The sequence below is a fragment of the Streptomyces sp. PT12 genome, from assembly GCF_003311645.1.
Taxonomy (GTDB): Bacteria; Actinomycetota; Actinomycetes; order Streptomycetales; family Streptomycetaceae; genus Streptomyces.
In genome coordinates this window covers 15,779-41,577 of record NZ_QEST01000177.1, presented here as the reverse complement: position 1 = coordinate 41,577, position 25,799 = coordinate 15,779, and the positions used below count along the sequence as shown (strand labels likewise).

The 25,799-nt window shown below is 73.4% G+C and carries 23 protein-coding genes and 2 pseudogenes; 12 read left to right on the top strand and 13 right to left on the bottom strand.

Translation table 11 applies throughout. From position 1 onward, the window contains the following. Positions 1-34: 34 nt before the first annotated feature. Positions 35-196: a CDGSH iron-sulfur domain-containing protein gene (locus DEH69_RS32900; protein WP_258534790.1), complete on the bottom strand. Its 162-nt coding sequence runs from the start codon at positions 194-196 to the stop codon at positions 35-37. A gap of 231 nt (positions 197-427) precedes the next feature. Between DEH69_RS32900 and DEH69_RS19405 the strand changes: the two genes are divergently transcribed. The 4 genes from DEH69_RS19405 (at position 428) to DEH69_RS19390 (ending at position 4,874) form a co-directional block, all read left to right on the top strand. Continuing rightward, positions 428-1,525, top strand: a complete 1,098-nt coding sequence (locus tag DEH69_RS19405; RefSeq protein WP_113688252.1) for an S-(hydroxymethyl)mycothiol dehydrogenase — start codon at positions 428-430, stop codon at positions 1,523-1,525. Then, on the top strand, positions 1,525-2,154 hold the full coding sequence (locus DEH69_RS19400; RefSeq protein WP_113688251.1) for an MBL fold metallo-hydrolase: 630 nt from the start codon (positions 1,525-1,527) through the stop codon (positions 2,152-2,154). Before DEH69_RS19405 ends, DEH69_RS19400 begins: the two co-directional genes overlap by 1 nt. 340 nt (positions 2,155-2,494) lie before the next feature. Further along, positions 2,495-3,460, top strand: coding sequence for a glycosyltransferase family 2 protein (locus tag DEH69_RS19395; RefSeq protein ID WP_113688250.1), 966 nt, complete (start codon positions 2,495-2,497; stop codon positions 3,458-3,460). A 4-nt stretch (positions 3,461-3,464) separates the two neighbouring features. Next, positions 3,465-4,874 (top strand): polysialyltransferase family glycosyltransferase, encoded by a 1,410-nt coding sequence (locus DEH69_RS19390; RefSeq protein ID WP_113688249.1) that lies wholly within the window; start codon positions 3,465-3,467, stop codon positions 4,872-4,874. Between the two features lie 495 nt (positions 4,875-5,369). Here the strand turns inward: DEH69_RS19390 and DEH69_RS19385 are convergent, their stop codons facing one another. The 3 genes from DEH69_RS19385 to DEH69_RS19375 form a co-directional block, all read right to left on the bottom strand. Then, positions 5,370-6,167: a putative protein N(5)-glutamine methyltransferase gene (locus tag DEH69_RS19385; RefSeq protein WP_113688248.1), complete on the bottom strand. Its 798-nt coding sequence runs from the start codon at positions 6,165-6,167 to the stop codon at positions 5,370-5,372. Next, entirely contained in the window at positions 6,155-7,273 is a 1,119-nt protein-coding gene (locus tag DEH69_RS19380; protein ID WP_113688247.1) for an acyltransferase, read from the bottom strand. The genes DEH69_RS19385 and DEH69_RS19380 overlap by 13 nt, the downstream gene beginning before the upstream one ends. A 189-nt stretch (positions 7,274-7,462) precedes the next feature. Then, positions 7,463-8,143: a vancomycin high temperature exclusion protein gene (locus tag DEH69_RS19375; RefSeq protein WP_258534781.1), complete on the bottom strand. Its 681-nt coding sequence runs from the start codon at positions 8,141-8,143 to the stop codon at positions 7,463-7,465. Positions 8,144-8,313: 170 nt separating this feature from the next. Between DEH69_RS19375 and DEH69_RS19370 the strand changes: the two genes are divergently transcribed. Beyond that, the gene (locus DEH69_RS19370) at positions 8,314-9,123 is read left to right on the top strand and encodes a sulfite exporter TauE/SafE family protein (RefSeq protein ID WP_258534780.1); all 810 of its coding nucleotides are present in this window, start codon (positions 8,314-8,316) and stop codon (positions 9,121-9,123) included. Between the two features lie 33 nt (positions 9,124-9,156). On the opposite strand, the gene DEH69_RS19365 is transcribed toward DEH69_RS19370, so the two are convergent. After that, positions 9,157-9,897, bottom strand: a complete 741-nt coding sequence (locus DEH69_RS19365; RefSeq protein WP_113688246.1) for a hypothetical protein — start codon at positions 9,895-9,897, stop codon at positions 9,157-9,159. A gap of 207 nt (positions 9,898-10,104) precedes the next feature. On the opposite strand from DEH69_RS19365, the pseudogene DEH69_RS32895 reads away from it, so the two are divergent. The 3 genes and pseudogenes from DEH69_RS32895 to DEH69_RS19350 all read left to right on the top strand — a co-directional run. Next, a pseudogene (locus DEH69_RS32895) lies at positions 10,105-10,473 on the top strand (ATP-dependent DNA ligase); the annotation flags it as partial. Positions 10,474-10,630: 157 nt separating this feature from the next. Further along, complete coding sequence (locus DEH69_RS19355) at positions 10,631-11,722, top strand: peptidoglycan-binding protein (protein ID WP_258534779.1); 1,092 nt, start codon at positions 10,631-10,633, stop codon at positions 11,720-11,722. 68 nt (positions 11,723-11,790) lie between these two features. Beyond that, complete coding sequence (locus DEH69_RS19350) at positions 11,791-12,756, top strand: ketopantoate reductase family protein (protein WP_113688244.1); 966 nt, start codon at positions 11,791-11,793, stop codon at positions 12,754-12,756. Between the two features lie 6 nt (positions 12,757-12,762). Here the strand turns inward: DEH69_RS19350 and DEH69_RS19345 are convergent. The 4 genes and pseudogenes from DEH69_RS19345 to DEH69_RS19335 form a co-directional block, all read right to left on the bottom strand. Then, a pseudogene (locus DEH69_RS19345) lies at positions 12,763-13,111 on the bottom strand (DNA-binding protein); the annotation flags it as partial. Further along, the gene (locus tag DEH69_RS31625; RefSeq protein ID WP_181727507.1) at positions 13,042-13,332 is read right to left on the bottom strand and encodes a hypothetical protein; all 291 of its coding nucleotides are present in this window, start codon (positions 13,330-13,332) and stop codon (positions 13,042-13,044) included. The pseudogene DEH69_RS19345 and the gene DEH69_RS31625, both read right to left, overlap by 70 nt. A 107-nt stretch (positions 13,333-13,439) precedes the next feature. Next, positions 13,440-16,646, bottom strand: coding sequence for a substrate-binding domain-containing protein (locus DEH69_RS19340; RefSeq protein WP_181727503.1), 3,207 nt, complete (start codon positions 16,644-16,646; stop codon positions 13,440-13,442). A gap of 155 nt (positions 16,647-16,801) precedes the next feature. Next, positions 16,802-17,755 carry a polysaccharide lyase family 1 protein gene (locus DEH69_RS19335; RefSeq protein ID WP_113688242.1) on the bottom strand — a complete coding sequence of 318 codons (954 nt, stop codon included), beginning with the start codon at positions 17,753-17,755 and terminating at the stop codon, positions 16,802-16,804. A gap of 149 nt (positions 17,756-17,904) precedes the next feature. On the opposite strand from DEH69_RS19335, the gene DEH69_RS19330 reads away from it, so the two are divergent. Together DEH69_RS19330 and DEH69_RS19325 are read left to right on the top strand one after the other, a co-directional pair. After that, on the top strand, positions 17,905-18,129 hold the full coding sequence (locus tag DEH69_RS19330) for a DUF2277 domain-containing protein (RefSeq protein ID WP_113688241.1): 225 nt from the start codon (positions 17,905-17,907) through the stop codon (positions 18,127-18,129). Between the two features lie 67 nt (positions 18,130-18,196). Continuing rightward, entirely contained in the window at positions 18,197-19,333 is a 1,137-nt protein-coding gene (locus DEH69_RS19325) for a Fic family protein (protein WP_113688240.1), read from the top strand. 172 nt (positions 19,334-19,505) lie between these two features. Here the strand turns inward: DEH69_RS19325 and DEH69_RS19315 are convergent, their stop codons facing one another. Continuing rightward, positions 19,506-20,039, bottom strand: a complete 534-nt coding sequence (locus DEH69_RS19315) for a DinB family protein (RefSeq protein ID WP_113688239.1) — start codon at positions 20,037-20,039, stop codon at positions 19,506-19,508. Between the two features lie 90 nt (positions 20,040-20,129). On the opposite strand from DEH69_RS19315, the gene DEH69_RS19310 reads away from it, so the two are divergent. Beyond that, positions 20,130-21,161, top strand: coding sequence for a YafY family protein (locus DEH69_RS19310; protein ID WP_113688238.1), 1,032 nt, complete (start codon positions 20,130-20,132; stop codon positions 21,159-21,161). On the opposite strand, the gene DEH69_RS19305 is transcribed toward DEH69_RS19310, so the two are convergent. Together DEH69_RS19305 and DEH69_RS19300 are read right to left on the bottom strand one after the other, a co-directional pair. Beyond that, the gene (locus DEH69_RS19305; RefSeq protein ID WP_113688237.1) at positions 21,162-21,896 is read right to left on the bottom strand and encodes a VWA domain-containing protein; all 735 of its coding nucleotides are present in this window, start codon (positions 21,894-21,896) and stop codon (positions 21,162-21,164) included. Positions 21,897-21,984: 88 nt separating this feature from the next. Further along, positions 21,985-22,608: a TetR/AcrR family transcriptional regulator gene (locus DEH69_RS19300; protein ID WP_258534778.1), complete on the bottom strand. Its 624-nt coding sequence runs from the start codon at positions 22,606-22,608 to the stop codon at positions 21,985-21,987. 237 nt (positions 22,609-22,845) lie between these two features. On the opposite strand from DEH69_RS19300, the gene DEH69_RS19295 reads away from it, so the two are divergent. Next, positions 22,846-23,982 (top strand): methyltransferase domain-containing protein, encoded by a 1,137-nt coding sequence (locus tag DEH69_RS19295; RefSeq protein WP_181727502.1) that lies wholly within the window; start codon positions 22,846-22,848, stop codon positions 23,980-23,982. 135 nt (positions 23,983-24,117) lie between these two features. Here the strand turns inward: DEH69_RS19295 and DEH69_RS19290 are convergent, their stop codons facing one another. After that, complete coding sequence (locus DEH69_RS19290) at positions 24,118-25,785, bottom strand: DUF885 domain-containing protein (RefSeq protein ID WP_113688236.1); 1,668 nt, start codon at positions 25,783-25,785, stop codon at positions 24,118-24,120. Positions 25,786-25,799: the final 14 nt, after the last annotated feature.

Sequence of the window (25,799 nt, the reverse complement as noted above, 5' to 3'; positions counted from 1 at the left end):
GCGCTCCCGCGCACGCGCCCGGCGCGCGCGCCGTTCAGCTGTCGCGTCGGCTGTCGCGTCGGCGCGGGCGGTGGCTCGTGTCGCAGAACGGGAAGTGCTTGCTGCGGCGGCACGTGCACAGCGCCACGACCGGGCGGTCCGAACGGGTCGTCGTGCCGTCCTCGTGCCGGAACTCCACGGGCCCCTCGATCAGCAGCGGCCCACCGCGCTCCTGCGCGACCCGGCGCGCGGGCCGTTCAACGGCGGGCCCGGTGGGCCCGGTGGACGAGGCGGGCCCGGTGGACGAGGCGGGCTCGGTGGACGAGGCGGGCTCGCGTGAAGGCTTGTTCGTCGACATGGCCCGCGAGTACCCGGATGTGGACGGTTCGTGCCGTCACGCCCGAGAATGGCGACCGGCTGATCGGGACCGGACACGAGGAGAACGTTCATGGCACACGACGTACGTCATGAGGTACGTGGCGTCATCGCACCAGGCAAGAACGAGCCGGTGCGGGTGGAGACCATCCTGGTCCCAGAGCCCGGGCCCGGCGAGGCGCTGGTGCAGGTGCGGACCTGCGGCGTGTGCCACACCGACCTGCACTACAAGCAGGGCGGTATCAACGACGAGTTCCCGTTTCTCCTGGGCCACGAGGCCGCGGGGGTCGTCGAGGCGGTCGGCGACGGCGTGGCCGACGTCGCGCCCGGCGACTTCGTGATCCTCAACTGGCGCGCGGTCTGCGGCCTGTGCCGGGCGTGTCTGCGCGGCAGGCCGCAGTACTGCTTCAACACCCACAACGCCACCCAGCGCATGACCCTGACCGACGGGACGGAGCTGTCCCCCGCGCTCGGCATCGGCGCGTTCGCCGAGAAGACGCTGGTCGCGGCGGGGCAGTGCACCAAGGTGGACCAGGCCGCGTCCCCTGCCGCGGCCGGGCTGCTGGGCTGCGGCGTCATGGCGGGCATCGGCGCGGCGATCAACACCGGGGGCGTGGGGCGCGGCGACAGCGTCGCCGTCATCGGCTGCGGCGGCGTCGGCGACGCGGCGATCATGGGCGCAAGGCTCGCGGGCGCCGCGCGGATCATCGGGGTCGACATCGACCCGCGCAAGCTGGAGACGGCGCTGCGCCTCGGCGCCACCCACACGGTCAACGCGGCCGAGGCCGACCCGGTCGAGGCGGTGCGCGAGCTGACCGGGGGCTTCGGCGCGGACGTGGTGATCGAGGCGGTGGGCCGCCCCGAGACGTACCGGCAGGCGTTCTACGCCCGCGACCTGGCTGGAACGGTCGTGCTCGTCGGGGTGCCGACGCCCGAGATGACGCTCGAGCTGCCGCTGCTCGACGTGTTCGGCCGCGGCGGCGCGCTCACGTCGTCGTGGTACGGCGACTGCCTGCCGTCGCGGGACTTCCCGATGCTGATCGACCTCTATCTTCAGGGGCGCCTGGACCTGGACGCGTTCGTCAGCGAGACGGTCGGGCTCGACGACGTGGAGGCGGCGTTCGACCGCATGCACGCGGGCGACGTGCTGCGCTCGGTGGTGGTGCTGTGATGGCCGCGCGGATCGAACGCGTCGTCACATCGGGCACGTTCGCGCTCGACGGCGGCGTGTGGGACGTCGACAACAACGTGTGGATCGTGGGCGACGACGCCGAGGCCGTCGTCATCGACGCGGCACACGACGCCGACGCGATCGCCGAGGCGCTGGGCGAACGGCGGCTGATCGCCATCGTGAGCACGCACGCGCACAACGACCACGTGGGCGCCGCCCCCGCGCTCGCCGAACGCACCGGCGCGCCCGTTCTGCTGCACCCGGACGACCTGCCGCTGTGGAAGCTGACGCACCCGGACCGCGCCCCGGACGGGGAGCTGGCCGACGGGCAGGTGATCACCGTCGCGGGCACGGCGCTCACCGTGCTGCACACGCCGGGGCACGCGCCGGGCGCGGTGTGCCTGTACGCGCCCGCGCTCGGGACGGTGTTCACCGGGGACACGCTCTTCGCGGGCGGCCCGGGGGCCACGGGGCGTTCGTTCTCCGACTTCCCCACGATCATCCGGTCGATCGAGGGGAAGCTGCTGAGCCTCGCGCCCGGCACCGTGGTCCGCCCCGGTCACGGGGACGACACGACGGTCGGCGACGAGGCCCCCCACCTCGACGCGTGGATCGCCCGCGGTCACTGAGCCCTGCCCGGACGGGCGCGGCCCCCGAGAGCGACGGCCGCTCCCGTCAGCGCGAGCGCGCCGAGCGCGGCCATGACGTTGCGCATGCGCACCCCCCGTGAGTCGTCTCACCGTCGGCGTGTTTGACTCGTCGGGCGGCCAGGGGGTTGCGGCCATCGCGGGAACACCGCGGGAACGTCGCGTCGTCCGGCACGCTGGAGGGTGACGTGTCAGCGGCTGGATGACGTGATCTCACCGAGCGTAAAGGCAGCGTTTACCACGCGGTCACCCGCGCGTATCCTGACTCGCTGGTCGCGTGTTTACGGTCGTGCCTGTCCTGCTCACTGCCCCTGGAAATCCGGTGCCCAAGCTCTCAGTCATCGTCGCCTGCCACAACGTTGCGGACTTCGTCCCCACCACCCTGCGGAGCCTGGAGAGAAACGCGGGGCCCGACACGGAGTTCATCCTGGTCGACGACCGGTCCACGGACGCCACGGGCGAGATCCTGGGGCGAGCAGAGGGGAAGCTCCCGCAGGCGAGAGTGATCAGGCACGACACCAACCTGGGCATCTCCCACGCGCGGAACACCGGGATCGAGGCCGCCCGCGGCGACTACCTCACGTTCCTCGACGGTGACGACTGGTACGCGCCCGGCTATCTGGACCAGCTCACGGCGGCCGCCGAGTCGATCGACTGCGACTATGTGCGCACCGACCATGTGCAGTCGAACGGGAAGCGGCGCACCGTGGTCCGCGCCCCCGCGCCCCGGCGCGGGGTGGCGATCAGCCCGCGCGACGCGATCGCGCCCGCCGACCGCAAGACGATGGTGGACTACCCGTTCGTGTGGGCGGGCGCGTACCGGCGCTCGCTGTTCGACGACGGGCTGCGCTTCCAGACGCACCTGCGCACCGCCGAGGACCGGGTGTTCTGCTGGCAGCTCCAGCTGCGCGCGACGTCGTTCGCCTCGGTGGGGCTGCTCGGGATGTTCTACCGGCGCGGCGTCACCACGTCGTTGACCCAGATACGGGACGACAGGCAGCTCGACTTCCTCCCCGCCCACGACCTCATCCTCGAAGAGGTCATGAGGGACAGGGAGTCGGAGCGCTTCCTGCCGAAGATCGTCAGGACGTACTGTGCCATGATCGCCTTCCACGCCGCGAACGCCGAGCGCTACGAGCCCGACGCGGCACGGCGGTTGAAGCAGGAGTCGACGGCGGCGCTGCGGCGCTTCCCGCCGCAGCTGCTCGAGCGGACACTGGTGGCCATGGGCGACGAGCGCGGGAGAGTGCTCAGGCGGTTGCTCGGCCGGGTACGGAAGGCGGCCTGAATCCATGGGCGTTGGGAACACCCCGCACACCCCGCACGACGACAAGCTGATCCAGATCTTCGAGGTCTCCACGCTCTACGGCGCGGCCACGCTGGCCGCGGCGCTCGACGCCGGGCAGTTCGGCCCCGGCGGCTCGGCGCACCGCGTGCTCCTGGTGTCGAACAACGCCGCGATCCCCGAGACCGCGTCCGGCATCGACGAGATGACCGGGTGGGGCCGGATCGCGGCGCGGTTCGACCAGGTCGTCGACTGGAACGCCACCATCAGCCCGCACCACCCCAGCGACTGGGGCCCGGCCGACCGTGACTCGCCCCTGTGGGAGCGGCTGCTGCGCCACTGGTGGGGGCTCGGCGAAGGGCCGGTCGAGCTGGCCGTCGAGTCGGTGCACGCCAAGCCAGCGGCGGCGCTCGCGACGATCTTCGCGAACGCCGATGTGCACGTGTACGCGGACGGGCTGATGAGCTACGGGCCGACGCGCGACCGGCTGCCCCCCGACACGTCGATCCGCATCCAGCGGCTGCTGCACCTCGATCTGGTGCCGGGGCTCCGCCCTTTGCTGCTCGCCGAGCACCACGTGCCCGCCGAGGTCGTGCCGAACGACGCCTTCCGCGCGGTCCTCGACGAGATCAGCGCGCAGCACGAGCCCGCGGTGGCCCCCGACGCGGACGGCGTCCCCGAGGGGAAGCCGGCGGTGATCCTCGGCCAGTACCTCGCGGCGATCGACATCCTCAGCGTGCGCGAGGAGGAGGCCCTGCACGAGCGGATGCTGCGCGGGGCGGCGGCGGCGGGGTTCCGCACGGTGGTGTTCAAGCCGCACCCGACGGCGCCCGCGCAGTACTCGCGCGTGCTGGAGAAGGCGGCGGCCGAGGCGGGCGTCCGGCTGACCGTCCTCGACACCCCGATGCTGGCGGAGACGGTCTTCGACCACCTCGACCCCGGCCTTGTCGTGGGCTGCTTCTCGACGGCGATGCTGACGGCCTCGGTGTACTACGGGGTGCCGATCGCGCGCGTCGGGACGGGGCAGCTGCTGGAGAAGATCAAGCCCTACCAGAACAGCAACCGCATCCCGCTCACCATCGTCGACGCGCTGGTCCCCGACCTGGAGCGGGAGAATCCGAGGGCTGGCGAGGTCGTCACGCGACGCCCCGACGCCGCCGCTTCGGTGGAGCCGCTGGTGCGCACGGTCGGCTTCTGCATGCAGGCCAAGACGAACCCCGGCCTGCGCGGCGAGGCCGAGGCATGGCTTGACGCCAACCTGAACGACTCCACCCGCCGCTACTTCAAACGCGCCCGCCTGACGGCCCTGGCCCTCCCTGGCGGCTTCGCCTCGGGAATCACCCGCCAACTCCCGGGCGGAAGCGCGGCCCTGAGAATCGCCCGAAAGGTGCGCAAGGCGACGCTCCGGAACAAGTGAAACGCTGCGCGGGCGTCGCTGCGCTGGCCTGCACGTTGGGGTTGCGCCGCGCCGGGCAGCGCGCCCACGGCGCTCCACACCGGTCGAGGAACCGTCGGCCCGTCCCGGTGCGCCGCTGCGCCGCGGCGCCCCGGTGCTGCGCGCGGCACACGCGGGCAACGGCCCGACACGACGCACGGGCGGCAGCACACCACGGGGCGTGGCACCGCGCCAACGGGCACGCACGCCCCGCGCACAAGACAACGCCCCAGCGCCACGCCCACCCGAACCACCCGCCCGGCACTGCGCCACGCGCGAAGCAACACCACGCAGCGGCACGCCACTTGGCCACGGCACACGCGGGCAGCGGCCCGCGCCACTGACCAGTGCCGCGACACGCCGCCACGCGGTGGGGGGCCGGGCCAACGGCCCGGTGCACGTCAACCCGGCGCGTCCCGGCGCGCAACGCAGCGGCGGCCCGGGCGGCCAGCCCGGGTGCACCGTGTCACCGTGCGTTCAGGCGCGACGTGCTGGCCAGCGCAGCGTCATCGCGCAGCAGTCGATCACCGTGGTCGCTGTGTCCCGCACGGTCGTCACCGTCGGGGTCAGGCCCGCCGCCCTGATCGCTCGCGCCGCCTCCTCGGCCTGGGCCGGGGCCGTCTCGGTCAGGGCGTGGCCCGTCGGGGAGAGCCAGGCGGGCGCCTCGGCCATCACGCGGCGCAGGATCGCCAGGCCGTCCGGGCCGCCGTCCAGCGTGGGGTGGGGCTCGTGGTCGCGGGCCTCGGCGGGGAGCAGGGGGATGTTCGCGGTGGGGACATAGGGGACGTTGGCCGTCAGGATGTCGATCCGGCCGCGCAGCGTCCGTGGGAGGGCGGCGAACAGGTCGCCCTGGTGGACCTGGGCGCCGGTGGCGGCGAGGTTGCGGCGGGCGCAGCGGACCGCCGCGGGGTCGCGGTCGGCCGCGTGCAGCTCGCGGGGGGTGAGCGCGGCGGCCAGGGCCGCGGCGATGGCGCCCGAGCCGCAGCACAGGTCCACGATCACCGGGCGCTCGGGGGCCAGCGCGATCGCGCGGTCCACAAGCGCCTCCGTGCGGCGCCTTGGCACGAACACCCCCGGCTCGACGGCGATCCGCAGGCCGTGGAACGCGGCCCAGCCCAGGACCTGTTCCAGGGGGTGGCCCGCCGCCCGCCGCTCGACCAGGGTGGCGAGCCGCTCGGGCGTGCGGGCCTCCTCGATCAGCAGCCGCGCCTCCTCATCGGCGAAGACGCAGCCCGCGGCGCGCAGCCGCGCGGCGGCCTCCCTCAGCCCAGCCACCGGCGCAGCCCCAGCTTCCCCCACAGCAGGCTGACGCCGTAGGACAGCACGGTGGTCATGGCGAACATCGCGAGCAGCATCCCGCCCGAGACGAGCGGGCCGCCGTCGGCGTCGACCCAGCGCTTGACCAGCTCCTCGACGAAGAACACATGCACCATGTACGCGCCCATCGCCGCCGCGGCGAGCTTCGTCAGGCGCGGGCGCCACCGCTCGGGGACGCGCACGCGGCTGACCAGCATCAGCAGGCTGAAGGTGAGGATCGCGACAAACGGGTGCGCGTTGGGGATGACGTAGTGGACCTGGGTGTCCCAGTAGACGGCGCCGATGCCGGAGACGACTATCAGCGGGACCATCAGCCAGCGGCCGCGCCGGGAGAGGCCGCCTGGCAGCGCGAACAGCATGGCGCCGATCACGGCGTAGGCCACGGAGTAGGTGCCGAAGCCCCAGCCGACCGGCGGCGCCGACCAGCCGGTGAACTCGCTCACGGTGGCGAGGATGTGCGGCAGCGTCGCCACGACGAGCAGCGCGACGCCCAGGCCCCAGGGGCGCTGGCCCGAGCGGATCAGGACGACGAACCCGAGGGCCATGATGATCGGGATGTACGCGTACAGGAACCACAGGTGGTACGCGGGCTGCACCGAGCCGAAGATCGCGTCCACGCCGAGCTCGGTCATCGGCCGGTCGTTGGTGTCGCGCAGCCAGGCCCAGGCGAGATAGGCGGCCGTCCAGACGTACAGCGGGAGCCCGTTGCGGATGATCCGCTGCCACATGCGGGCGCTGTCCCGGGGCGGGGCGCCCATCAGCGCGGCCCAGCCCGCCATGGCGAAGAACATCGGGACCGCGAACTGGTTGAGCCCGTCGGCTATGTGGCCCGCCCAGTACGCGCTCGGACCGTTCTCCTCCTCGCGGTCGACGGCGAGGATGAACGCGCCCGCGACATGGCCGAGGATGACGGCGCACGAGCAGATGAGCCGCATCAGGTCGATGTCGAACCGGTGCTCGTTGACCGGGGCGGAGGCGTGGGGCTTGGGGACCGGTGCGAGCGTGTCCTTGTCGGTGGGCGCGCCGGTCTCCGGGGTCGCTAGGGGTGCGCTGTTGCTGGGCATGGGATCCGATCGCTGGTCGGTACAGGCGTGGCAGCGCCGGCGCCGGACCTGGCTCCGGAGTCCGTTGCTCGGGCACTTCTAGCCGCCTGGGGCCAACAGGCCGCCGCGTCGAGGTATCCGCGGGGTGAACTCCTGGGAACCGGCCGGTGCGGGCCAAGGCCGGGTCGGTGTCCTTCGGGCCTTCTTCCGTCAGGACGCTTCCGACAGGATCTCATCCAAGCTGGTCTCCCTGGGCCCGGGGAAGTCGGGGGACGGCGTGAACGCGGCTTGGAATGCAGCCGTGACCGCACCGGCCATCTCGCGCAGGGTGCTGAAGATCCAGACGCCGCTGAGGCGCTCGGGCACGCCGACCCCGTGGGCGTCGATCCCCGCGGCGTCGCACAGCGCGAGCGCCCTGCGTATGTGGAACTCCTGGGAGACCAGCAGCGCGTCGGTGACGCCGAAGACGGAGCGGGCGCGGGCGCAGGAGTTCCATGTGTTGAAACCCGCGTAGTCGGTGACGACGCGGTCGGCGGGGATGCCGCTGGTCTCGATCAGGTAACGCCGCATGGCGTCAGGCTCGTTGTAGTCGTCCGTGCTGTTGTCGCCGGTGACGAGGAGGGCGCGGGTGCGCCCGGAGTGGTATAGCTCGGCCGCGGTGTCGAGGCGGTGGGCGAGCCACTGGCTCGGCTCGCCGTCCTGGCGCAGGCCCGCGCCGAAGACGACGGTCACGGGCGCGGAGGGCGCGCTCCCCACCGCGTGCACGCGCCCGTCGGTGGTCATGTGGAGCCACGCGGACGGCAGCAGCGCGGCGACGGTGAGCAGCATGAACGCCTGGAGCGCCCGGCGCTTGCCGCGAACGGTGCGCGGCATGCGGGGCATGCGGGGCATGCGGGGCATGGCGGCGGCCAGGAGGCGCCGCACGCGTGAGGGAGACTCGGCGGGTTGCACACCGTGAACACGTGCGACGCCGATGCGGAGTTCCCCGGAAGGCGCGCTCCGTGATGGGATGATGGTATGTCTTCGCGCCGTTCACGCCCCCGTCGCCGCACCCCGACCCCGTGACCGGGTTCGAGCTGAGCGCCGCCGACCTGGTGGTGCTCGCGGTCGGCGCGGTGCTTGTGGGGTTCGCCAAGACGGCGATCGGGGGCGTCGCGGCGATCAGCGTCGCGCTGTTCGCCACCGCGCTCCCGGCGCGCGAGTCCAGCGGCGCGCTCCTGCCGATGCTGATCGTGGGCGATGTGCTGGCCGTGAGCGCCTATCGGCGGCACGCGGACTGGTCGGTGCTGTGGCGGCTGTTCCCCTCGGTTGCGGTGGGGATCCTGATCGGGGTGGTGTTCGTCGCGCGGGTCGACGACACGGTGATGCGCCGCACGATCGGCGCCCTGCTGCTCGCCGTGGTCACCGTCCACGTGTGGCAGCGCGGGCGCCGCAGGCGGCGGGCCGCCGAGGGCGAGCCCGCGGGGCAGGCGGAGCGGGCGGAGCGGGCGGAGCCCGGGGGGCAACGGGTGGGCACGGGCGGCCCGTTGCTGGCGTTCGGCTATGGCCTGCTGGCCGGGTTCACGACGATGGTGGCCAACGCGGGCGGCTCGGTGATGGCGCTCTACCTGCTGGCCGCGGGCTTCCCGATGCTGCGCTTCCTCGGCACCGGCGCGTGGTTCTTCCTCATCGTCAACGTCTTCAAGGTGCCCTTCAGCGCGGGCCTGGGGCTGATCACCGTTGACTCGCTCTCGCTCAACGCCATGCTGCTCCCCGCCCTCGCCGTGGGCGCGCTCGTCGGCCGGGCCAGCGTGAACCACCTGAACCAGAAGCGCTTCGAACGCCTGGTGCTCGGCTTCACGGCCGCGTCCGCGCTCAACCTCCTGCGGTGAACGGCGCGTTGAACGACCCGTTGAACGGCGCGTTCACCCCAGCGCCTCCTCCACGCGCGACCGCAGCTCGGCCAGCGCGTCGGTGGCCAGGCTCTCTTCGGCGGGGCCACGCACGGAGACGCCGACGATGACCGACCCGATGCGGTCCACCGCCCATGTGTAGGGGTGCGGGCCGCCGTCCGCGTCGCTCGTGAACTGCCCGGTCTCGACCACGTGGTCGTCCGCGGAGTTCTGCCCGCGCACCCCCGCGGCGGCGCCGAACGACGACAGGCCCGTGACGTACTCGCCACGCCCCAGCTGCTGGTCGGGGCAGCGCAGGGCCTCCTCGAGCGTGGTCGTCACCTCCCGGTCGGCGCTCTCGACGCCCGCGTGCACCGTGACCACGAGCGTCACCCGAACGGGTGGCTCGCCGTCGGCGCCCGGCGCCTCGGCGTAGCGCGAGAGGCTGCTGAGCACGCCTTCGGGCAGCAGCTCGCGCTGCCAGGCGCACGCGTCGTCGAGCACGGCCCACGTCGCCGGGTCGCTCTCGTACGGGCTCGCGGCCACGAAGCCGTCGCCGAGCGCCGCGGGCTCGAGCGCGATCACGGCGGCGAGGGCCCGCGCCTCGGCCGCGTCCCGCGGCAGCTTGGCGGGGTCGGCGGTGAAGTCGTAGCCGTCGGGGCTGGGTGAAGCGGCATCGTTCACCGCGGGGTCGTTCACCGCGGAGTCGCCGCCCTCGGCGGACGGCGGTCCCTCACCCCCCGAACAGCCGCCAAGCGCCAGGGACAACGCCATGGCAAGCCCCGCCGTGACCCCCGCCGTGAGCCCTCTTCCCCGCACGGACACCCCCAGCACACAGACACCAGCAGCACAGACAACCAGCAGCACGGACACCGGCCCGCGATCCGACGCGCGAGACGCACGAGAGGCACGAGACGCGCGACATCGTACGGCCGCGGCCGGGCCGAGGAGGCACGTTCGCGCGATCGGTCGCACGATGGAGTGGTGCTGCTCGCCGCTGAGTGGGGGCACGGGCGGCGCACGGGCTCGCTGTCCAATCTGCGCCTGGGGGCGCGCACGGCTGACGGCTCGTTCGCGATGCTCGGCAAGACGTTCAAGGGCATGACCGACGCCGTGCTCGCGTGGCAGACGGAGCGCCTGCGCGAGCTGGCCGTCGACGACAGCGGCGGAGTGGTCACGGTGCGGCCCGAGTTGGTGGTGGAGGTCGCGTTCGACGGCGTGCAACGCTCGACGCGCTACCCCGCGGGCGTCACTCTGCGGTGTGCGCGCCTCGTGCGCCGCCGGTCCGACAAGACGCCTGGCCAGGCCGATACCCTGGACGCGGTGCGCGCCTTGCGGACGAATGAGTAGCGGAACCGTGTTTCCATCGTTATGGGGTCAGCCTCAACGTTCCGTCTGGTTGGCGCATCCTTGTCCCTGAGGCCACTCACGTCCTCATCAGGTCCGCGTCCACGCACGCTCGGATCGACCGGGCCGATCCGATCCGCACCACCCAGGGGGAACACCGATGGGCTCCGCGTTTCTTCGTAAATCCGCGCTGAGTAGATCCGCGCTGAGTAAATCCGCGCTGACGGCCGTGGCGGGCACGGCCGTCGCCGCGCTGCTGCTGACGGGCTGTTCGGCCGAGGGCACCGAGGCGTCGGAGCGGCCGTCCGACGAGACCTCCCAGGAGGAGGGCGGCCAGGACGGCGAGGGCGGGGACGAGGAGGAGCAGGACGAGGTCCTGATGGACTTCGGCGACGAGACCGACCAGGTCAGGGAGTTGCAGGCGCGCCTGCTCCAGCTCGAGCACTTCGCCGCGCAGCCCACCGGGTACTACGGCGACGTCACGCTGGGCGCGGTCTCCGAGTACCAGCGCGCGGCGGGCATGGACGTCTCGGGAACGGTGTACCGGTCGACGTGGGACGCGCTGCTCGGCGAGACCGAGGACCCGACGCAGGAGGAGCTCTACCCGCCGCAGCAGCTCATGGGCTACGGGGACAACTCCGACCAGGTGCGCGAGCTCCAGGCCAGGCTCGGGCAGCTCGACCACTTCACGGAGAACCCCACCGGGTACTACGGCGACGTCACGACCTCGGCCGTCCTGGCCTACCAGCAGGCGCGCGGCATCGAGGCCACGGGGACGGTCTTCCAGGAGACGTGGGACGCGCTGCTCGGCGAGACCGAGGCGCCCACCGAGGAGGAGATGTTCCCGCCGCTGGAGATCCCCGAGGTGGAGCCCGCGCAGGAGCTCGACGAACGCTGCCTGACCGGGCGCGTGCTGTGCATCTCCAAGACGTCCAACACCCTGGCGTGGGTGATCGACGGCGAGGTCGAGCTGACCGTCGACGTGCGCTTCGGCGCCGAGGAGACGCCCACGCGCGAGGGCGAGTTCGAGGTGTACTGGAAGTCGCGCAACCACCACTCGACGCTCTACGACTCCCCGATGCCGTACGCGATGTTCTTCGACGGCGGCCAAGCGGTGCACTACTCGGAGGACTTCGCGGCCAACGGCTACAACGGCGCGTCCCACGGCTGCGTCAACGTCCGCGACGAAGCCGCCATCTCGGGTCTCTTCGACGATGTCGTCGAGGGTGACAAGGTCGTCGTCTACTGGTGATGCGGCCACTGGATGATGCGGCCACTGGATGATGCGGCGCCCGGGCCGCACGGGCGACAATGAACCCCATGCGTTACATCGTGATCGGAGCGGGCGCGGTCGGCGGCGCCATCGGCGGGCGGCTGCGCCAGAGCGGCAGGGATGTCGTCCTGGTGGCCCGAGGGGCGCACGCCGCCGCGTTGCGCGCGGACGGGCTGCGGCTCACCACCCCCGAGGGGAGTGTGACGCTGCCCGTCCCGGTGGCCGAGAGCCCCGATGAGGCCGCGCCGCGCGAGGGCGATGTGCTGATCCTCTCGGTGAAGACGCAGGACACCGCGGCGGCGCTGGCCACCTGGGCTGAGGCGGCGGGTGATCTGCCCCTGTTCGCCGCGCAGAACGGCGTGGCCAACGAGCCGATGGCGCTGCGCCACTTCCGCCGCGTCTACGGGGTGTGCGTGTGGCTGCCCGCGCAGTTCCTCGATGCGGGCGCGGTCGTCGCGCCCTGTGGCCCGCTCACCGGGATCCTCCACCTGGGCCGCTACCCGGAGGGCCCCGTTGAGGGCGACGAGACGCTGCGGCGCGTCTCGGAAGACCTGCGGGGAGCGCGCTTCGGGGCCCCCGTGGTGCCGGATGTGATGCGGTGGAAGTACGCCAAGCTGCTGTCCAACCTGGGCAACGCGCTCGAGGCGCTGTGCGGCCCGGTCGAGGGCGAGGCGCGCACGGGCCTGCTCCGCAGGGCGCGCGACGAGGGCGTCGCGGCGCTTCGGGCCGCGGGCATCCCGTTCGCCTCGGACGAGGAGCAGGCGGCGGCGCGCGAGGGCCGCATGACCTACCACGACATCCCGGGCGCCGAGCGCGGCGGCAGCTCGACGTGGCAGAGCCTGCGCAGGGGGCGTTCCGTTGAAGCGGACTGGCTCAACGGCGAAGTGGCGCTGCTCGGCCGGGCGTTCGGCGTGCCGACGCCGGTGAACGAGGCCCTGCAACGCCACGCCGCGGCCGCGGCCCGCGCGGGCCGCCCACCGGGCTCGCTGTCCCCCGATGAGCTGGGCGTCTGACGAGCGCTAGTCGCTCTCCTCGTCGGGTACGCGGCTGGTCAGGCGGGTGTAGCGCTGGCGGGCCGCCTGGGGGTGCCGAGCCGAGGGCCGAACGCGATCTCGTGCCACGTCAGGCCGCACCCCCTGGCCATCGTCAGCAGCCCGGCCTCCAGCTCGTCCAGCTCGCCGCGCACGCGCGGCATCAGCGTGAGCGCCGCGGTGATGTCGGCGCGATCCACCTCGGGTTCGCCTTCGGCGCGCTCGGCCGCGCCGCTCAGCCTTCGGCGCGCTCGGCCGCGCCGCTCATCAGGAACGCCACCAGCCTGACCGCCTCGTGCGGCGCCAGGACGTTCGGGTGGACCCCTCGCGCGCGTCGCGGCGCCGGGTCATGACGTGGTCGACGGCGCCGTCGGCGAAGACGACCACCGTGTCGCCGCCATCGGCGGGGAAGTCCGTGTAGAGCCACGTGTCCCAGCGCGCGTCGGCCGCCGTGGCCGGGTCGTCCCCCGCGAACCTCCCCGAGGCCAGCCGGTCGCGCGGCGGGCCGAGCGCGGACTCGACCTGCTCGGGCGTCATTCCCGGGCCGATCCCCGGCATGAGCCACCTCCCTCGTCGCCCCCGGCACGGTCGCGACGGACGGTACGGCGGATCCGGGGGGAGGGGTCGCGGGGCGCGGACACCCGGGCGCGGACACCCGGCACCGTTCACCCCCGGTAGGCGTGCGGGGCGACGCCCGTGTGGCGGCGGAAGACGCGGCTGAAGTAGGCGCGGTCGTGGAACCCCACGGCGCGCGCGACCGTCTGCACGCTGTCGTCGCTGCGCTGAAGGCGCTCCTTGGCGCGCTCGATGCGCAGCCGGGTCAGGTACTCCCAGAGCGTCAGGCCGAGTTCGCGGTGGAACAGCCGCCCCAGGTGGTCCTCGCTCACCCCGGCCGCGCGCGCGATCTGCCAGCGGCTCAGCCGGTGCCTGTAGTGCTGCTCGATGTGCGCGAGGGCATACCTGACCGGCGCGGGGTCGGCGGCGCGCTGGGGGCGGCGTTCGGTCAACGAGGCGAGCAGCCTGGCCAGTTCGGGCTCGGTCAGGATGCCGCGGCCCAGCAGCACAAGCCCGGGGTGCGGCTCGGCGCGGCGCGCGTCCGCCGCGGTGAAGCCCTGGTCGGAGAGCATCAACGCCGGGGTGCCCGGCAGCCGTTCAACCAGGTCGAAGCCGTCCATGTCGGGCAGGACGCGGGCCACCACGAGCAGCCCTGGGCGCTCATCCGCGATGAGCGCGAGCGCGGCGGTGCCGTCGCCCGCCGCGCGCACCGGGCGTCCGGGCAGGAGGCGACGCAGCTGCTCGCGCGCGGCGGGCGAGCCGTCGGCGATGACGGCGGGGGCGGCCAGGTCGTCGGGGCGCAGCGCGGCCAGCGCCCGGTCAAGGTCGTCGCCCGCGATCCGGTCGGGGCCGCCGAAGAGGAGGAACGGCGTGTGCCGCAGGGCGGGTTGGTCGTGCAGGTGGCGCACGGCCGCCCAGGCGTCGGCGGTGGGGCGCGCGGCGTCCCAGGCGACGGCCGCGGGGCCGGTCGCCGCGAGGGCGGCCAGGTCGTCGTCGGGGTGCAGGCGGTGCACGCGCAGGTCGTGGCGGCGGGCGAGCGCGGCGATGTCGGGTGGCACGGCGGCGCCGGGCGCGGCGAGCAGCAGCGTGTCCCCTGTGGGGCGTGGCCCCCCGGGGTCGGCGGGGGTGGGCAGCGGCAGCGCGAGCTGGAACCCCGGCGAGCCAGGGGCGCGGTGGGGGGCGACCGTTCCGCCGTGCAGCGCGGCCAGGCGGCGGGCGACGGCCAGGCCGAGGCGCGCGCCGGGGCGGCCCGTGGCGAACGGCTGGAACAGCTCGTCGTCCTCGGCCAGGGCGAGCTCGGGGTTGGCGACGCGCACCGCGAGGTGGTGCGGGGTCAGCCGCGCGGCCAGCGTCACCCCGGGGCCCGCGGCGGCGGTCAGCAGGTGGACGACCAGCTGCCGCAGCCGCGCCTCGTCGGCCAGCAGGGCGGGCAGGCGGCGCGGCAGGTCGAGGCGCCCGTCGCCCGGGGCGGTCCCGGTCGCGGCGCGAAACGACTCCGCCAGCAACGGGCGCGGGTCGATCATGCGGCGATCGAGAGCGCGCGCGTCTATTTCCGAACCCGACAGATCCAGAAGGTCGTCGATCATCAGCAGCAGCCGGGCCGCGTCGTCGTGCGCCGCGTCGCCGGGGCGCGTGTGGCGGAGGATCGCCTCGACGGGGGTGCGCAGCTCGTCGGACGCGTTGTCGAGCAGCCGCGTCTTGAAGCGGCTCGCGCGCTCGGCCGCGTCGCGCGCGAGCCGCACCTCGGTGAACAGCCGCACGCCCTTGAGCGCCGCGCTGATCTGGTCGCCGAGCGCCCGGTGGAGCGCCCCGTCGCGCGCCGCGGCGGGGCCGGGCTCGAACGCCGCGTGCCCCAACTGCTCGTCGCCGATGTGCAGGGGTTCGAGCACGGTGGTGGTGCGGGCGGCGCCCTGGCGGGGGCGCTCGGGCAGGGGGTTCGCGCCCGCGCCCAGCGCGAGGCGGTGCGCGGGCACGCCCAGCCCCGGCAGGTGGCGTTCGAGCACCCGGCTCAGCGCGGCCGTGTCGGTCACGGTGGTGAGCGCGGTGGCCAGCTCGCGCAGGCGCCGCGCCTGCTGCCCGCTCGTCCAGCGCTCGTACTCCAGCAGCCGGTGCGCCTTGTCCGCGACCATCAACCTCGCCTGCCCGACGAGCCGTTCGCGGCGCGCGTCGGTCGGCTCGGCGTCGCGGAGGCGCAGCAGCGCGCGGTCGAGGGCGGCGGCGTCGTCGAGCGAGTGGACGCGCTCGCCGAGGTGGCGTTCGACGAGGTCGAGGAACGCGACCCCCGGGCCGTTGAACTCCCGGATCAACGCGGCGTCCACGGGGTCCACGGCGTCCGCGGGGTCCACGGGGTCCACGGGGTCCGCGGCTGGCTCGCCCGGCTCGTGGGGGACGGCGCCGCCCTGGGTCACCAGGGGCGAGTGGCAGCCGCACGAGCGGCGGATGACCAGCGTGCCGGGCACGACGCGGCGCGCGGGCGGGCGCGTGCCGCGCAGCCTGGCCACCACGGTGTCGACCGCGAGCGAGCCGAGCTCGGCGAACGGCAGCGCCACCGACGTCAGCGGCGGATCGCTGATGCGGGCCTCGGTCGAGTCGTTGAATCCGATCAGCGCAACGTCGTCCGGCACGCGGATCCCGCGCGCGGCCAGGAACCGCAGCGCGTCGGCGGCCAGCACGTCGCTGCACGCCACCACGCCGTCGAAGTCGCGGCCAGGGCGCAGCCCGCGCACATCGAGCAGCACGCCCATCGCGGCGGCGCCCGCGCCCGCGGCGTAGTCGAACGACGCGGACACGAGCGCCCTGTCGCGCGGGATGCGGTGCCTGGCCAGCGCGTCGGCGTAGGCGCGGAACCGGTCGCGGGCCACCGGGTTGGTCAACGGGCCGCGCAGGCACGCCAGGCGGCGGCGGCCATGGTGGTGCACGAGGTGGCCGACGGCCTCGCGCATGCCGATGTGGGAGTCGAGGAGCAGCGTCTCGTGGCCCTCGATCGCGCGGTTGAGGCTGACGACGTGGCCGAGGCGGGCGAGGCGTTCGAGCAGGCGCGTCGCGCCGGGGCCGCCGCGCGGCAGGCCCAGGGTCGAGGTCCAGCAGATCGCGCCGTCCACGCGCTCGGGGTCGAGCAGCTCGTAGATGGCGTTGCGGGGGGCGGCGCCTGGGCCCGGCGGCACGGAGTCGCCCGGCAGGCAGACGAGATCGACGTCCTGGCGCTCGGCGGCGTCGAGGACGCCCGACCACAGGGTGGCGCCCACGCCCAGGTGGATGTTGGCGGTCAGGAGCGCAACGGTGGGGCGGGCCTTGGCGGGGCGTGGGGCAGCCCCCAAGGGGACCACCTCGCTCATCGTCGTCGCAGGGCGCCTCAGGTGGCGTGGACGATAGCGGGGGCCGGGCGCCCCGGCAAGGCACCCGGCCCATCTGCTTTGGGCGTTGAACGTTGGGCGTGCGACGTCGGTCCGGTGCGCCTCGTGGTGCGCCGGGGTCAGATGGTGCCGACGCCAGCGCCCGCGGTGACGATCGACTTGACGTCGGCGGCCGGGTCGGGGCTGTAGCCGTAGGGGATGGAGCCGACGGAGCCGCCCGCCTGGCCCGACCCCGAGTTCACGAAGTGGTTGTCCCTCGCGACGATGCCGCCCTCGTCCGACGATCCCTCGCCGAGGTGGAACGGGTCGTCGGTGTTCTCGAAGTAGTTGGCCTCGACGAGCACGCCCGCGTCCTCGGTGGAGGCGACGCCGTAGCCGCCGATGTCGTTGTAGTAGTTGTTGTAGACGTGGACGGGGTCGCCGAAGCGGACGCGGGGGTTGCGCTGGTTGACCCCGTCGAACCAGTTGTGGTGGTAGGTGACGTTGAGGCGGCCCGCGTCCTCGCCGCCGTTGCTGTCGCTGTGGCCGAGGAGCATGTTCTTGTCCGAGTCGTAGGTGTGGTTCCACGACACGGTGATGTTCGTCGAGGCGCGCTTGATGTCCAGGGCGCCGTCGTTGGGGTTGGTGAAGTCGTTGTGGTCGAGCCATACGTTCGTCGAGTACTCGACGTTGATGCCGTCGTCGTCGGAGTTGCTGAACGTCAGGTTCTGCACGATGACGTTGTCGGCCTCGCGGATGGTGAGCCCGCTGCCGTCGATGCGGCCCGAGGTGCCGACGCCGACGATCGTCTTGTCCGATGACACCCGGGCCATGGCGTCGAGCTGGATCGTGCCGTTGACCTGGATCTGGAGCGGCCCGTCGCTGTCGGCGGCCTCGATGAAGGCGTCGGCGTCCGACACGGTGACCACGTCGCCGCCCGCGCCACCGGTCGTTCCGGCTCCGAAGCCGGTGGGGGTGCCGACGGCCAGGGTGGCGGGGTCCTGGGCGTCGGAGGGCTCCGCGGCGTTCGCAGCGGTGATGCCGCCAAGGGCGACGGCGGTGGCCAGCGCGAATCGTGCGCTCGTCCTGCGCATGGGATTCTCCGTCCGGAAGGGGTGGAGGTGCTGGAAGGTGTGCCGCGCGGCTGCTCTGATGCTAGGGCGGGCGCCGTGGACGATGACGGGCCGTGTGTGGACTATGGCGCGCGGTGTCCGTGTCAGTGGGCGGGTGCACACTGGGCGGCATGTGCCGAAGCATCAAGACTCTCCGCGCTCCCGTCACGCCCGAGGTGTCCGACGAGGACATCAGGGCGGCGGCGTTGCAGTACGTCCGCAAGGTCTCGGGCTTCCGCGCCCCGGCCGCACACAACAAGGAGACGTTCGACGAGGCGGTGGAGGCGGTGACCGCGGCGACGGCCCACCTGCTGTCCCACCTGAAGGTCAGGGGCGCGACGCCCCCGGCGCCCTGACCTGGCGGGCGTCGCCTCGAAGGAGCCCTCCTTTGCCTCGATGACACAATCATGGTGTCATCGAAGCATGCTCTACCAGGCTCCCGCTCTCGACGCCGCGGATCGCCGCGCCCTTGATGAGATCGCCGAGATGCGGCACGACCTGCGGCATCTGCTCCCTTCGACGTGCCGATGGACCAAGCAGCTGCGGCGGAACCTCACGGCCCGCGCCATCGCGGGATCCAACACGATCGAGGGGTACGCCGCGACGGTCGACGACGTCGAGGCGCTGATTGCCGGGGAAGAGCCTCTGGAGACCAGCGACGCGACGCGCAAGGAGCTGGAGGGATACCAGAGGTCGATGACCTACATCCTCGCCCTCTCCGATGTGGACGCGGACTTCCGGTACGACCTCGGGCTGATCAACGGCCTGCACTACATGGTCCAGGAGCACCACTCCTGGAAGCGCCCAGGGCGCCTGCGGACGAAGTCCGTCTACGTCTCCAGCCCCGAGGACGAGTTGGTGCCCGTCTACACGGCGCCGTCGAGCGATGAAGTGCCCCGGCTGATGGACGAGTTGATCACCTGGCTCAACGAGGGCGACCTCGACGCTCCCGTGCATGTTCGCGCCTCCATGGCACACCTGAACCTGGTCAAGATCCACCCATGGGCGGACGGGAACGGACGCATGTCGCGTGCCCTGTCCACCCTGGTGTTCTCCCGGGAGGCGCTGATGCCCGCCGAGTTCTCCTCGATCGAGGAGTGGCTCGGGCACGGCCAGAACACCTATGGCTACTACGAGGTACTGCGGCAGACGGGGGGACCGCAGTGGAGCCCTGAGGCGGACACCTCGGCCTGGATGAAGTTCTGCCTCGCCGGGCATCACATCCAGGCCCAGCAGGCCAAGCGGCGCGTCGACCTCTACGCGCGGGCGTGGGTTGCCCTGTCCGAAGCCGCGGTGAGGGCCGGTCTTGACGAGCGCGTGGCCGCGGCGCTGCTGCCCGCGTTCCTCGGGGGCCGCGTGCGGCGGCCGGTCTACCAGTCCGACGCGGAGCTCAGCCTTCAGCAGTCCACGCGCGACATCCGCGAGCTGGTCCGCCTCGGCTGGCTCGAACAGCACGGCAAGGCGCGCGGGCGGTTCTACACGGCGGGCTCCAGGACCCGCGCGATCCGCGATGAGGTCCGGCGCTCCACGGACCCGTTCGTCCACCCCTACCGGCGGTAGCGCCCGCGGTCAGAACCTCGGACCCGGGCGCGGCGTCGGTGGCGAACGCGGCGTCGGCGACCGCGCGGATGGCGTCGATGTCGGCGGGGGTCTCTCGTCGGATGAGCACCCGCCACAGTCTGGCCGCCCGCCGCCCCGCCCCCGAAGGACCCCGGCCCCCTCGGCCGTGCGTTCAGCCCATGCTCTTCGCGCCGTCGATGGACTCGCGGATGATGTCGGCGTGGCCCGCGTGCTGGGCCGTCTCCGCGATGACGTGCATCAGCACACGGCGGGCCGACCACCGCGCGTCCGGCTCGAACCACGGGGCCTTCGGCAGCGGATGGGCCGCGCCCAGGTCGGGCAGGGCCGCGACCAGCTCGTCGGTCCCGCGGGCCACCTCGGCATAGGCCGCGAGCACCCCGGCAAGCGTCTCGCCCGGCAGCATGCGGAACTCGTCGGCCCGCCGCGCCCAGTCCTCCTCGGTCATGGCGGTGAAGTCGCCCATCGCGGACGGGCCTTCGACGATGAACGCCGCCCAGCCCCGCTCGACCGAGGTGACGTGCTTGATCAGGCCGCCGAGGCACAGCTCGCTCGCGGTGGTCCTGCGCCCGGCCTGTTCGTCGGTGAGGTCGCGGGTGGTGAAGCGCAGGAAGTGCCGGTGCGTCGCCAGCGCCTGAAGCAGATCGGCGCGCTCGTCCGTGACAGAGACGGTGGTGGTCACGTTCATCACCTTTCGTGGAGGTTTTCCCTCGAACGATGACCACGCTAGAAGCCCAAGCGGCCACTTTCTGACCTGAACGGCGCGAGAATCGACGGCATGGCGAACACGGGCACAAGGACGCTGCGGCTGCTGTCCCTGCTCCAGACCCACCGGTACTGGCCGGGCGCCGAGCTGGCCGCGCGCCTGGGCGTCTCGGTGCGCACGCTGCGCCGGGACGTGGACCGGCTGCGCGAGCTCGGCTACCCCGTCGAGGCGCAGCGCGGCGCCGAAGGGGGCTACCAGCTGGCCGCGGGCGCCGTGCTTCCGCCGCTGGTGATCGACGACGAGGAGGCGGTCGCCCTGGCCGTGGGCCTCCAGACCGCGGCGTCCGGCGCGGTGGAGGGGATCGCCGAGTCGTCGGTGCGGGTGCTCGCGAAGGTGGCGCAGGTGATGCCCGCGCGGCTGCGGCGCCGGGTGGAGGCGCTGCGCGCGATGACCGTGCCCGCCGACTGGGGCGGGGCGGGCGGGGCGCCGGGGACGGGCATCGACGCGGATGTGCTCACGGCGGTGGCGCTGGCCTGCCGGGACGGCGAGGCGCTGCGCTTCTCCTACACCGCCGCCGACGAGCGCCGCGGCGACCGGCACGTCGAGCCGCTGCGCCTCGTGTGCCTCGGCCGCCGCTGGTACCTGGTCGCGTACGACCTCGCCCGGCACGACTGGCGGATCTTCCGCGTCGACCGGATCGAGGCGCCGCACGGCACGGGCGAGGCGTTCAGGCCCCGCGAACTGCCCGCCGCCGACGCCGCGGCGTTCGTCCGCACGCGCCTGCGTGAGCAGCCGCGCCCGCACCGGATCGACGTCCTGGTCGACGCCAGGGCCGCGGCCGTGCGCGAGCGGATCGGCCGGTGGAGCACGGTGGAGGAGACGGGGCCAGGGCGCTGCCGGGTGCGGATGACCGCCGACTCCCTTCAGTGGCCGATCATGGCCCTTGGCTCGCTGGGCGCCGACTTCCGCGTCATCGGCCCGCCCGAGCTGCTGGACGAGATCCGCGCCTGGGGCGTGCGGTTCGGCCGCGCGGGGCGCGCGTCCGAAGACGAGGCCGAGGCGAACGGCGACGACGAGGCCGAGGCGGGAGCGGCCGGCGAGTGATCAGCGAATGATCCGCGCGGCGCGGGCCGCGGCGAGCCAGTCGGGGAACTCCGCCATGAGCCGGTCGTAGAGGTCGCGGTCGGAGAGCGAGCGCGGGTTCTTCCCCGCGGGGAAGAACCCCGCGTTGTCCACCACCCGCCGCGCGGGGACGGGCAGCTCGTCCAGCTTCCTCAGGAACGCGAACTGCTTGTGGTCCGGCTCCCCGAACCCCACGAACTGCCAGAAGATCGGCAGCCGCGACGCCTCGCACAGCAGCCGCTCCGCCGCCGAGCGCGACGTCGGCCCTCCGTCCGTCTGGAAGATGACGAACGCGGGGTCCGAGCCGCCCGAAGCGGCGTGGTGGTCGATGACGGCGCGCATCGCGAGGTGGTAGTTGGTCCTGCCCATGTGCCCGTAGGAGGCGTGCAGGGCGGCGACGCGGCCGCGGTGGTCGGCCAGCGAGACGTCGGCGACGCCGTGGACGTCCGTGGAGAAGAAGACGACGGGCACCACGCCGTCGTCGTCGAGGTTGGCGGACAGGGCGAGCGCCTGCTCGGCAAGGTGCTGCACCGTGCCGTCGTCGTAGTAGGGCCGCATCGACCCTGAGCGGTCCAACACCAGGTAGACGGCCGCGCGTTGACCGCCGAGTCCCAGCTTCTCGAGCGAGACGCGCGCCGACTCGTACGCCACGGCCAGCGCCTCCCCCGCCGTGGCCCGCACCTTCTCCAGACTGATCGCCGGAGTGCCAGCGTTCATGAACCCACCCCTCTCACAGGAACCCCGTAGGAATCTCATATGAGCCGCCATCGGGAAGCGAAGGCCCGGAACGCTATCACCCCGCGCGTCAGGCAGTGGCGCGCATGCGGGCGATCGGCGGCGGGTCGGCCTGGATCAAGTGGCCTTCGGGCGCGGGCAGTCCGTACATGCGGTAGAGCCAGCCACGCACCCGTTCCATGGGGTACTGGTCGGTATAGACGGCGGCCTTGAAGATCACGCCCTCGAGGACGCTGCGGAGCATGACCTCTTCGAGGGCGGGGTCGTCGGCGCCCCTGGCCGCGAACAGGTCGCGCAGCCCGTCCTCCAGCTTGGTCAGCTGGGCCTCCTTGCGCGCCTCGGCGGCGGCGAAGAGGGGGTGGGTCGCGGGGTTGACGATGAGGCTCAGCGCCATCCGCTGCACGGGAACGGTGGAAACGGCGGCGCGCAGGATGCCGTCGATGATGGCGGCCAGCCGCTCGTCGGGCGTCCCGCTCACGTCGAGGACGCCCGCGACGCCCTCGAGGTAGCGGTCGAGCAGCTCGGTCACGAGGTCCTGTTTGCCGGGGAAGTAGTAGGTGATCAGCCCGCGGGAGACGCCCGCCTCGGCCGTGATGTCGGAGATCGTCGCCTTGTGGTAGCCCTTGGCGGCGAAGACCGCGAGTGCGGCGGCCAGGATGCGTTCGCGCGACTGCTCGCGCATCCCCTCGTTCACCCGCGCCGATCGTGGCGACACCTGGCTCACCTCACTGCTCGCGGTCCGGCCGGTGCCGGGCTGAGGCGCCCGGCACCGGCCATTGTCGCGCGGGAGCGAGGACCGCGGGAGCGAGGATTACGCGGGTCCGCGCTCCCTCCGGGCGCCGGCGGATGCCTCCATGCGCCCCCCGCGGCGCCGCGTGTGCGCACTCCGGCCGGGAAATGCCAGAGTTTGACCGCCGACAGGAGAGAGCCGTTGGAAAGTGAAGGATCCCCCTGCGCGGTCCCCGGCGATGTCCCCGGCGATGTCCCCCGCGTCGCGTTGGCCGACGCGCTCGTGCGGGTGCCCCGGCACCGCTTCGTGCCCGGGCGGGCGTGGGCGCTGCCGCGGGGCGGCGCGGGGCGCTGGATCGACCGGGGGGCCGAGCCGGGGGCGTGGTGGGACGCGGTGTACTCGGAGACGGTCATCTACACGCAGCTGGACGACGGGCGGACCGCGCTGACCGCGGAGAGCGCGGCGCGGACCTACGCCCCGACCAGCTCGGCGTCCAACCCCCTGCTCGTCCTGGCCTTTCTGCGGCTGCTCGGGCCCAGGCCGGGGGACCGGGTGCTGGAGATCGGCACGGGCACCGGGTGGACCGCCGGGCTGCTGTGCGACCTGACCGGCGAGGCGGAACGCGTGACCACCGTCGAGATCGACCCCGCCCTCGCCGTCACGGCCGAGGCCAACCTCCGCGCGGCCGGGCTCGCGCCGCGCGTCGTGGTGGGCGAGGGCGAGAAGGGCTGCCCCGACGCGGCGCCGTTCGACCGGGTCCATGTCACCTGTGGCGTCTCCGACGTGCCCTACGCCTGGGTCGCGCAGACCCGCCCCGGGGGCGTGATCGTGCTGCCGCACGCCCCCACGATGCGCCTGTTGCGGCTGACGGTCGGCGACGACGGGACGGCGGCGGGCCGCTTCCACGACGCGTGCTCGTTCACGCCGCTGCGCTCGCAGCGGCGGCGCGGGGCCCGCGGGGTCGCGCACACGCCGCCGCGCGAACGGGCGTTGAGCGGGGGCCGCGCGGCGCTCGCCGATCCACCGGCCGGGCTGCGCCTGCTGTGCGACGCGCTGCTCGGCGACAGCCCCTGGCCCACGGAGCCGGGGTGCGTGCTGCTCAGCGACGGGGTATCCAAGGCGGTCGTGGCCCGGGGGCGGGTCAGCCAGAGCGGGCCTCGCGACCTGTGGGACGAGGCCGAGGCGCTTCACGACGCGTGGCGGGCCGAGGGCGGCCCGGGTCTTGACCGCCTCGGCTTCGCCGTCACGCCGGAGCGCCAGTATGTGTGGCTCGACGACCCGTCGGCACCGGCCGCGCGGGTGTTCACCTCGGAAGACGCAGGGAGGGGCAAGGCGTGATGAGTACGTGCTCGGAGTGCGACGGGACCGGGTGGGTGTGGGTGTACAACGACGGACGCCGCGAGCGGGTCCGCTGCCCGCGCGGCTGCAAGTGAGCCGGGCGAGCCGCCGGGGGGCACCCCCGGCGGCTCGCCCTCACAGCGCCGCCAGCTCCTCCTTCAGGTCGTCGAGGCCGAGGGAGCCGAGGGAGAGGGCCGCCATGTGCCACGCCTTGAGGTCGAACGCCGACCCGCGCGCCGCCCTCGCGGCCTCGCGGCCCGCGACCCAGGCGCGTTCGCCCAGCTTGTAGCTGATCGCCTGGCCTGGCGCGCCCAGGTAGCGCACCAGCTCGGACGTCACATAGTCCGGCTCGCGCCCCGTGTGCAGGCGGAAGAACTCCGCGGCGAGCGCCGGGGTCCACACCTCGCCTGGGTGGAACGCCTCGCCCGCGGGGACGCGTAGGCCCAGGTGCATGCCGATGTCGATGATCACCCGGATCGCGCGCGTCATCTGGGCGACCAGATAGCCCAACCGCCGTCCCGGGTCGGTGAGATGGCCCAGCTCGTCCATGAGCCGTTCCGCGTAGAGCGCCCAGCCCTCCGTGGTGGCGCTGACCGAGCCGACGCCGGTCTGGTAGCGCGACAGGTCGTCCGCGGCGACAAGCCACTGCGCCAGCTGGAAGTGGTGCCCGGGAACGCCCTCGTGGTACCACGTCGAGACCAGGCTCCACACGGGGAAGCGCGTCGCGCCCATCGTCGGCAGCCACGTGCGGCCCGGGCGGGAGAAGTCGAGCGAGGGGCGCGTGTAGTAGGGGGCGGCGGCGCTGCCCGGCGGGGCGATCATGGCCTCGACGGTGCGGACCGGCTCGGCCACGTCCAGGTGCGTGCCGTCGAGCTCCGCGATGGCCTCGTCCATCAGCGTTTGGAGCCACGCCCTGATCTCCTCGACGCCGTCGACCGCCTCGCCGTGCCGGTCGAGGTGGGCCATGACGGCCTGGGGCGTCTCGCCCGGCAGGATCAGCGCGGCGGCCTCGCGGATCTCGCGCGCCACGCGGTGGAACTCCTCCCAGCCGTACGCGTACGCGTCGTCCAGGTCGAGGTCGGCCCCGCTCCAGTGGCGCGAGGTCAGCAGGTAGCGCTCGCGGCCCACGCCGTCGGGGGTGCCAGCGGCGGCGGGGAGGTAGGTCTCGCGCAGATGGACGCGCACGCGGTCGAACGCGGCGGTGGCCAGGCCCGCGGCCTGGTCGAGCTCCGCGCGGAGCGGGGCGGGGGCGGGCGCGGTCAGCTCGCGGCACCAGTCGGCGGCGATGAGCGCGTCGAGCTGCTCGGCCGCGGTCTCCACCTGGCGCGCGGCGGCGAGCAGCCCCTTGGCCGCGCCCGTGTCGAGGGACGCGAGGTAGCCGTCGAGCGCGGCGGGGACGTTCCGCAGGCGGCGGCCCAGGGTGGCCCAGTCGTCCTCGGTGGCCTTGGGCATGAGGATCAGGCCGTTGCGGAGGCTCTGGAGCGGGGTGAAGAAGTTGGACACCGCGCGCAGGTGCTCGCCCGCCTCGTCGAGCGCGAGCTGCGCGGTCAGCCGCTCGCGCAGCAGGCGCGCGGCGCGGCGCTCGACGGCCGGGAGCGCGCCGTTCGCGCGCGCCTCGGCGGCGTCGAGGCGGGCCAGGGTGGCGCGGCGGGCATCGGTGAGGGCGGCGTGCCCCGCGGGGGAGAAGTCGGGCAGGTCGGCGACGCCCGGCCTGATCCCCAGCTGCGTGCCGAGCAGGGGGTCGAGGTCGGCGAGAGTCTCCACGAAGGCGTCCGCGATGGACCGCGGGGTGGGGTGATCCATTGTGTCATCCTCAT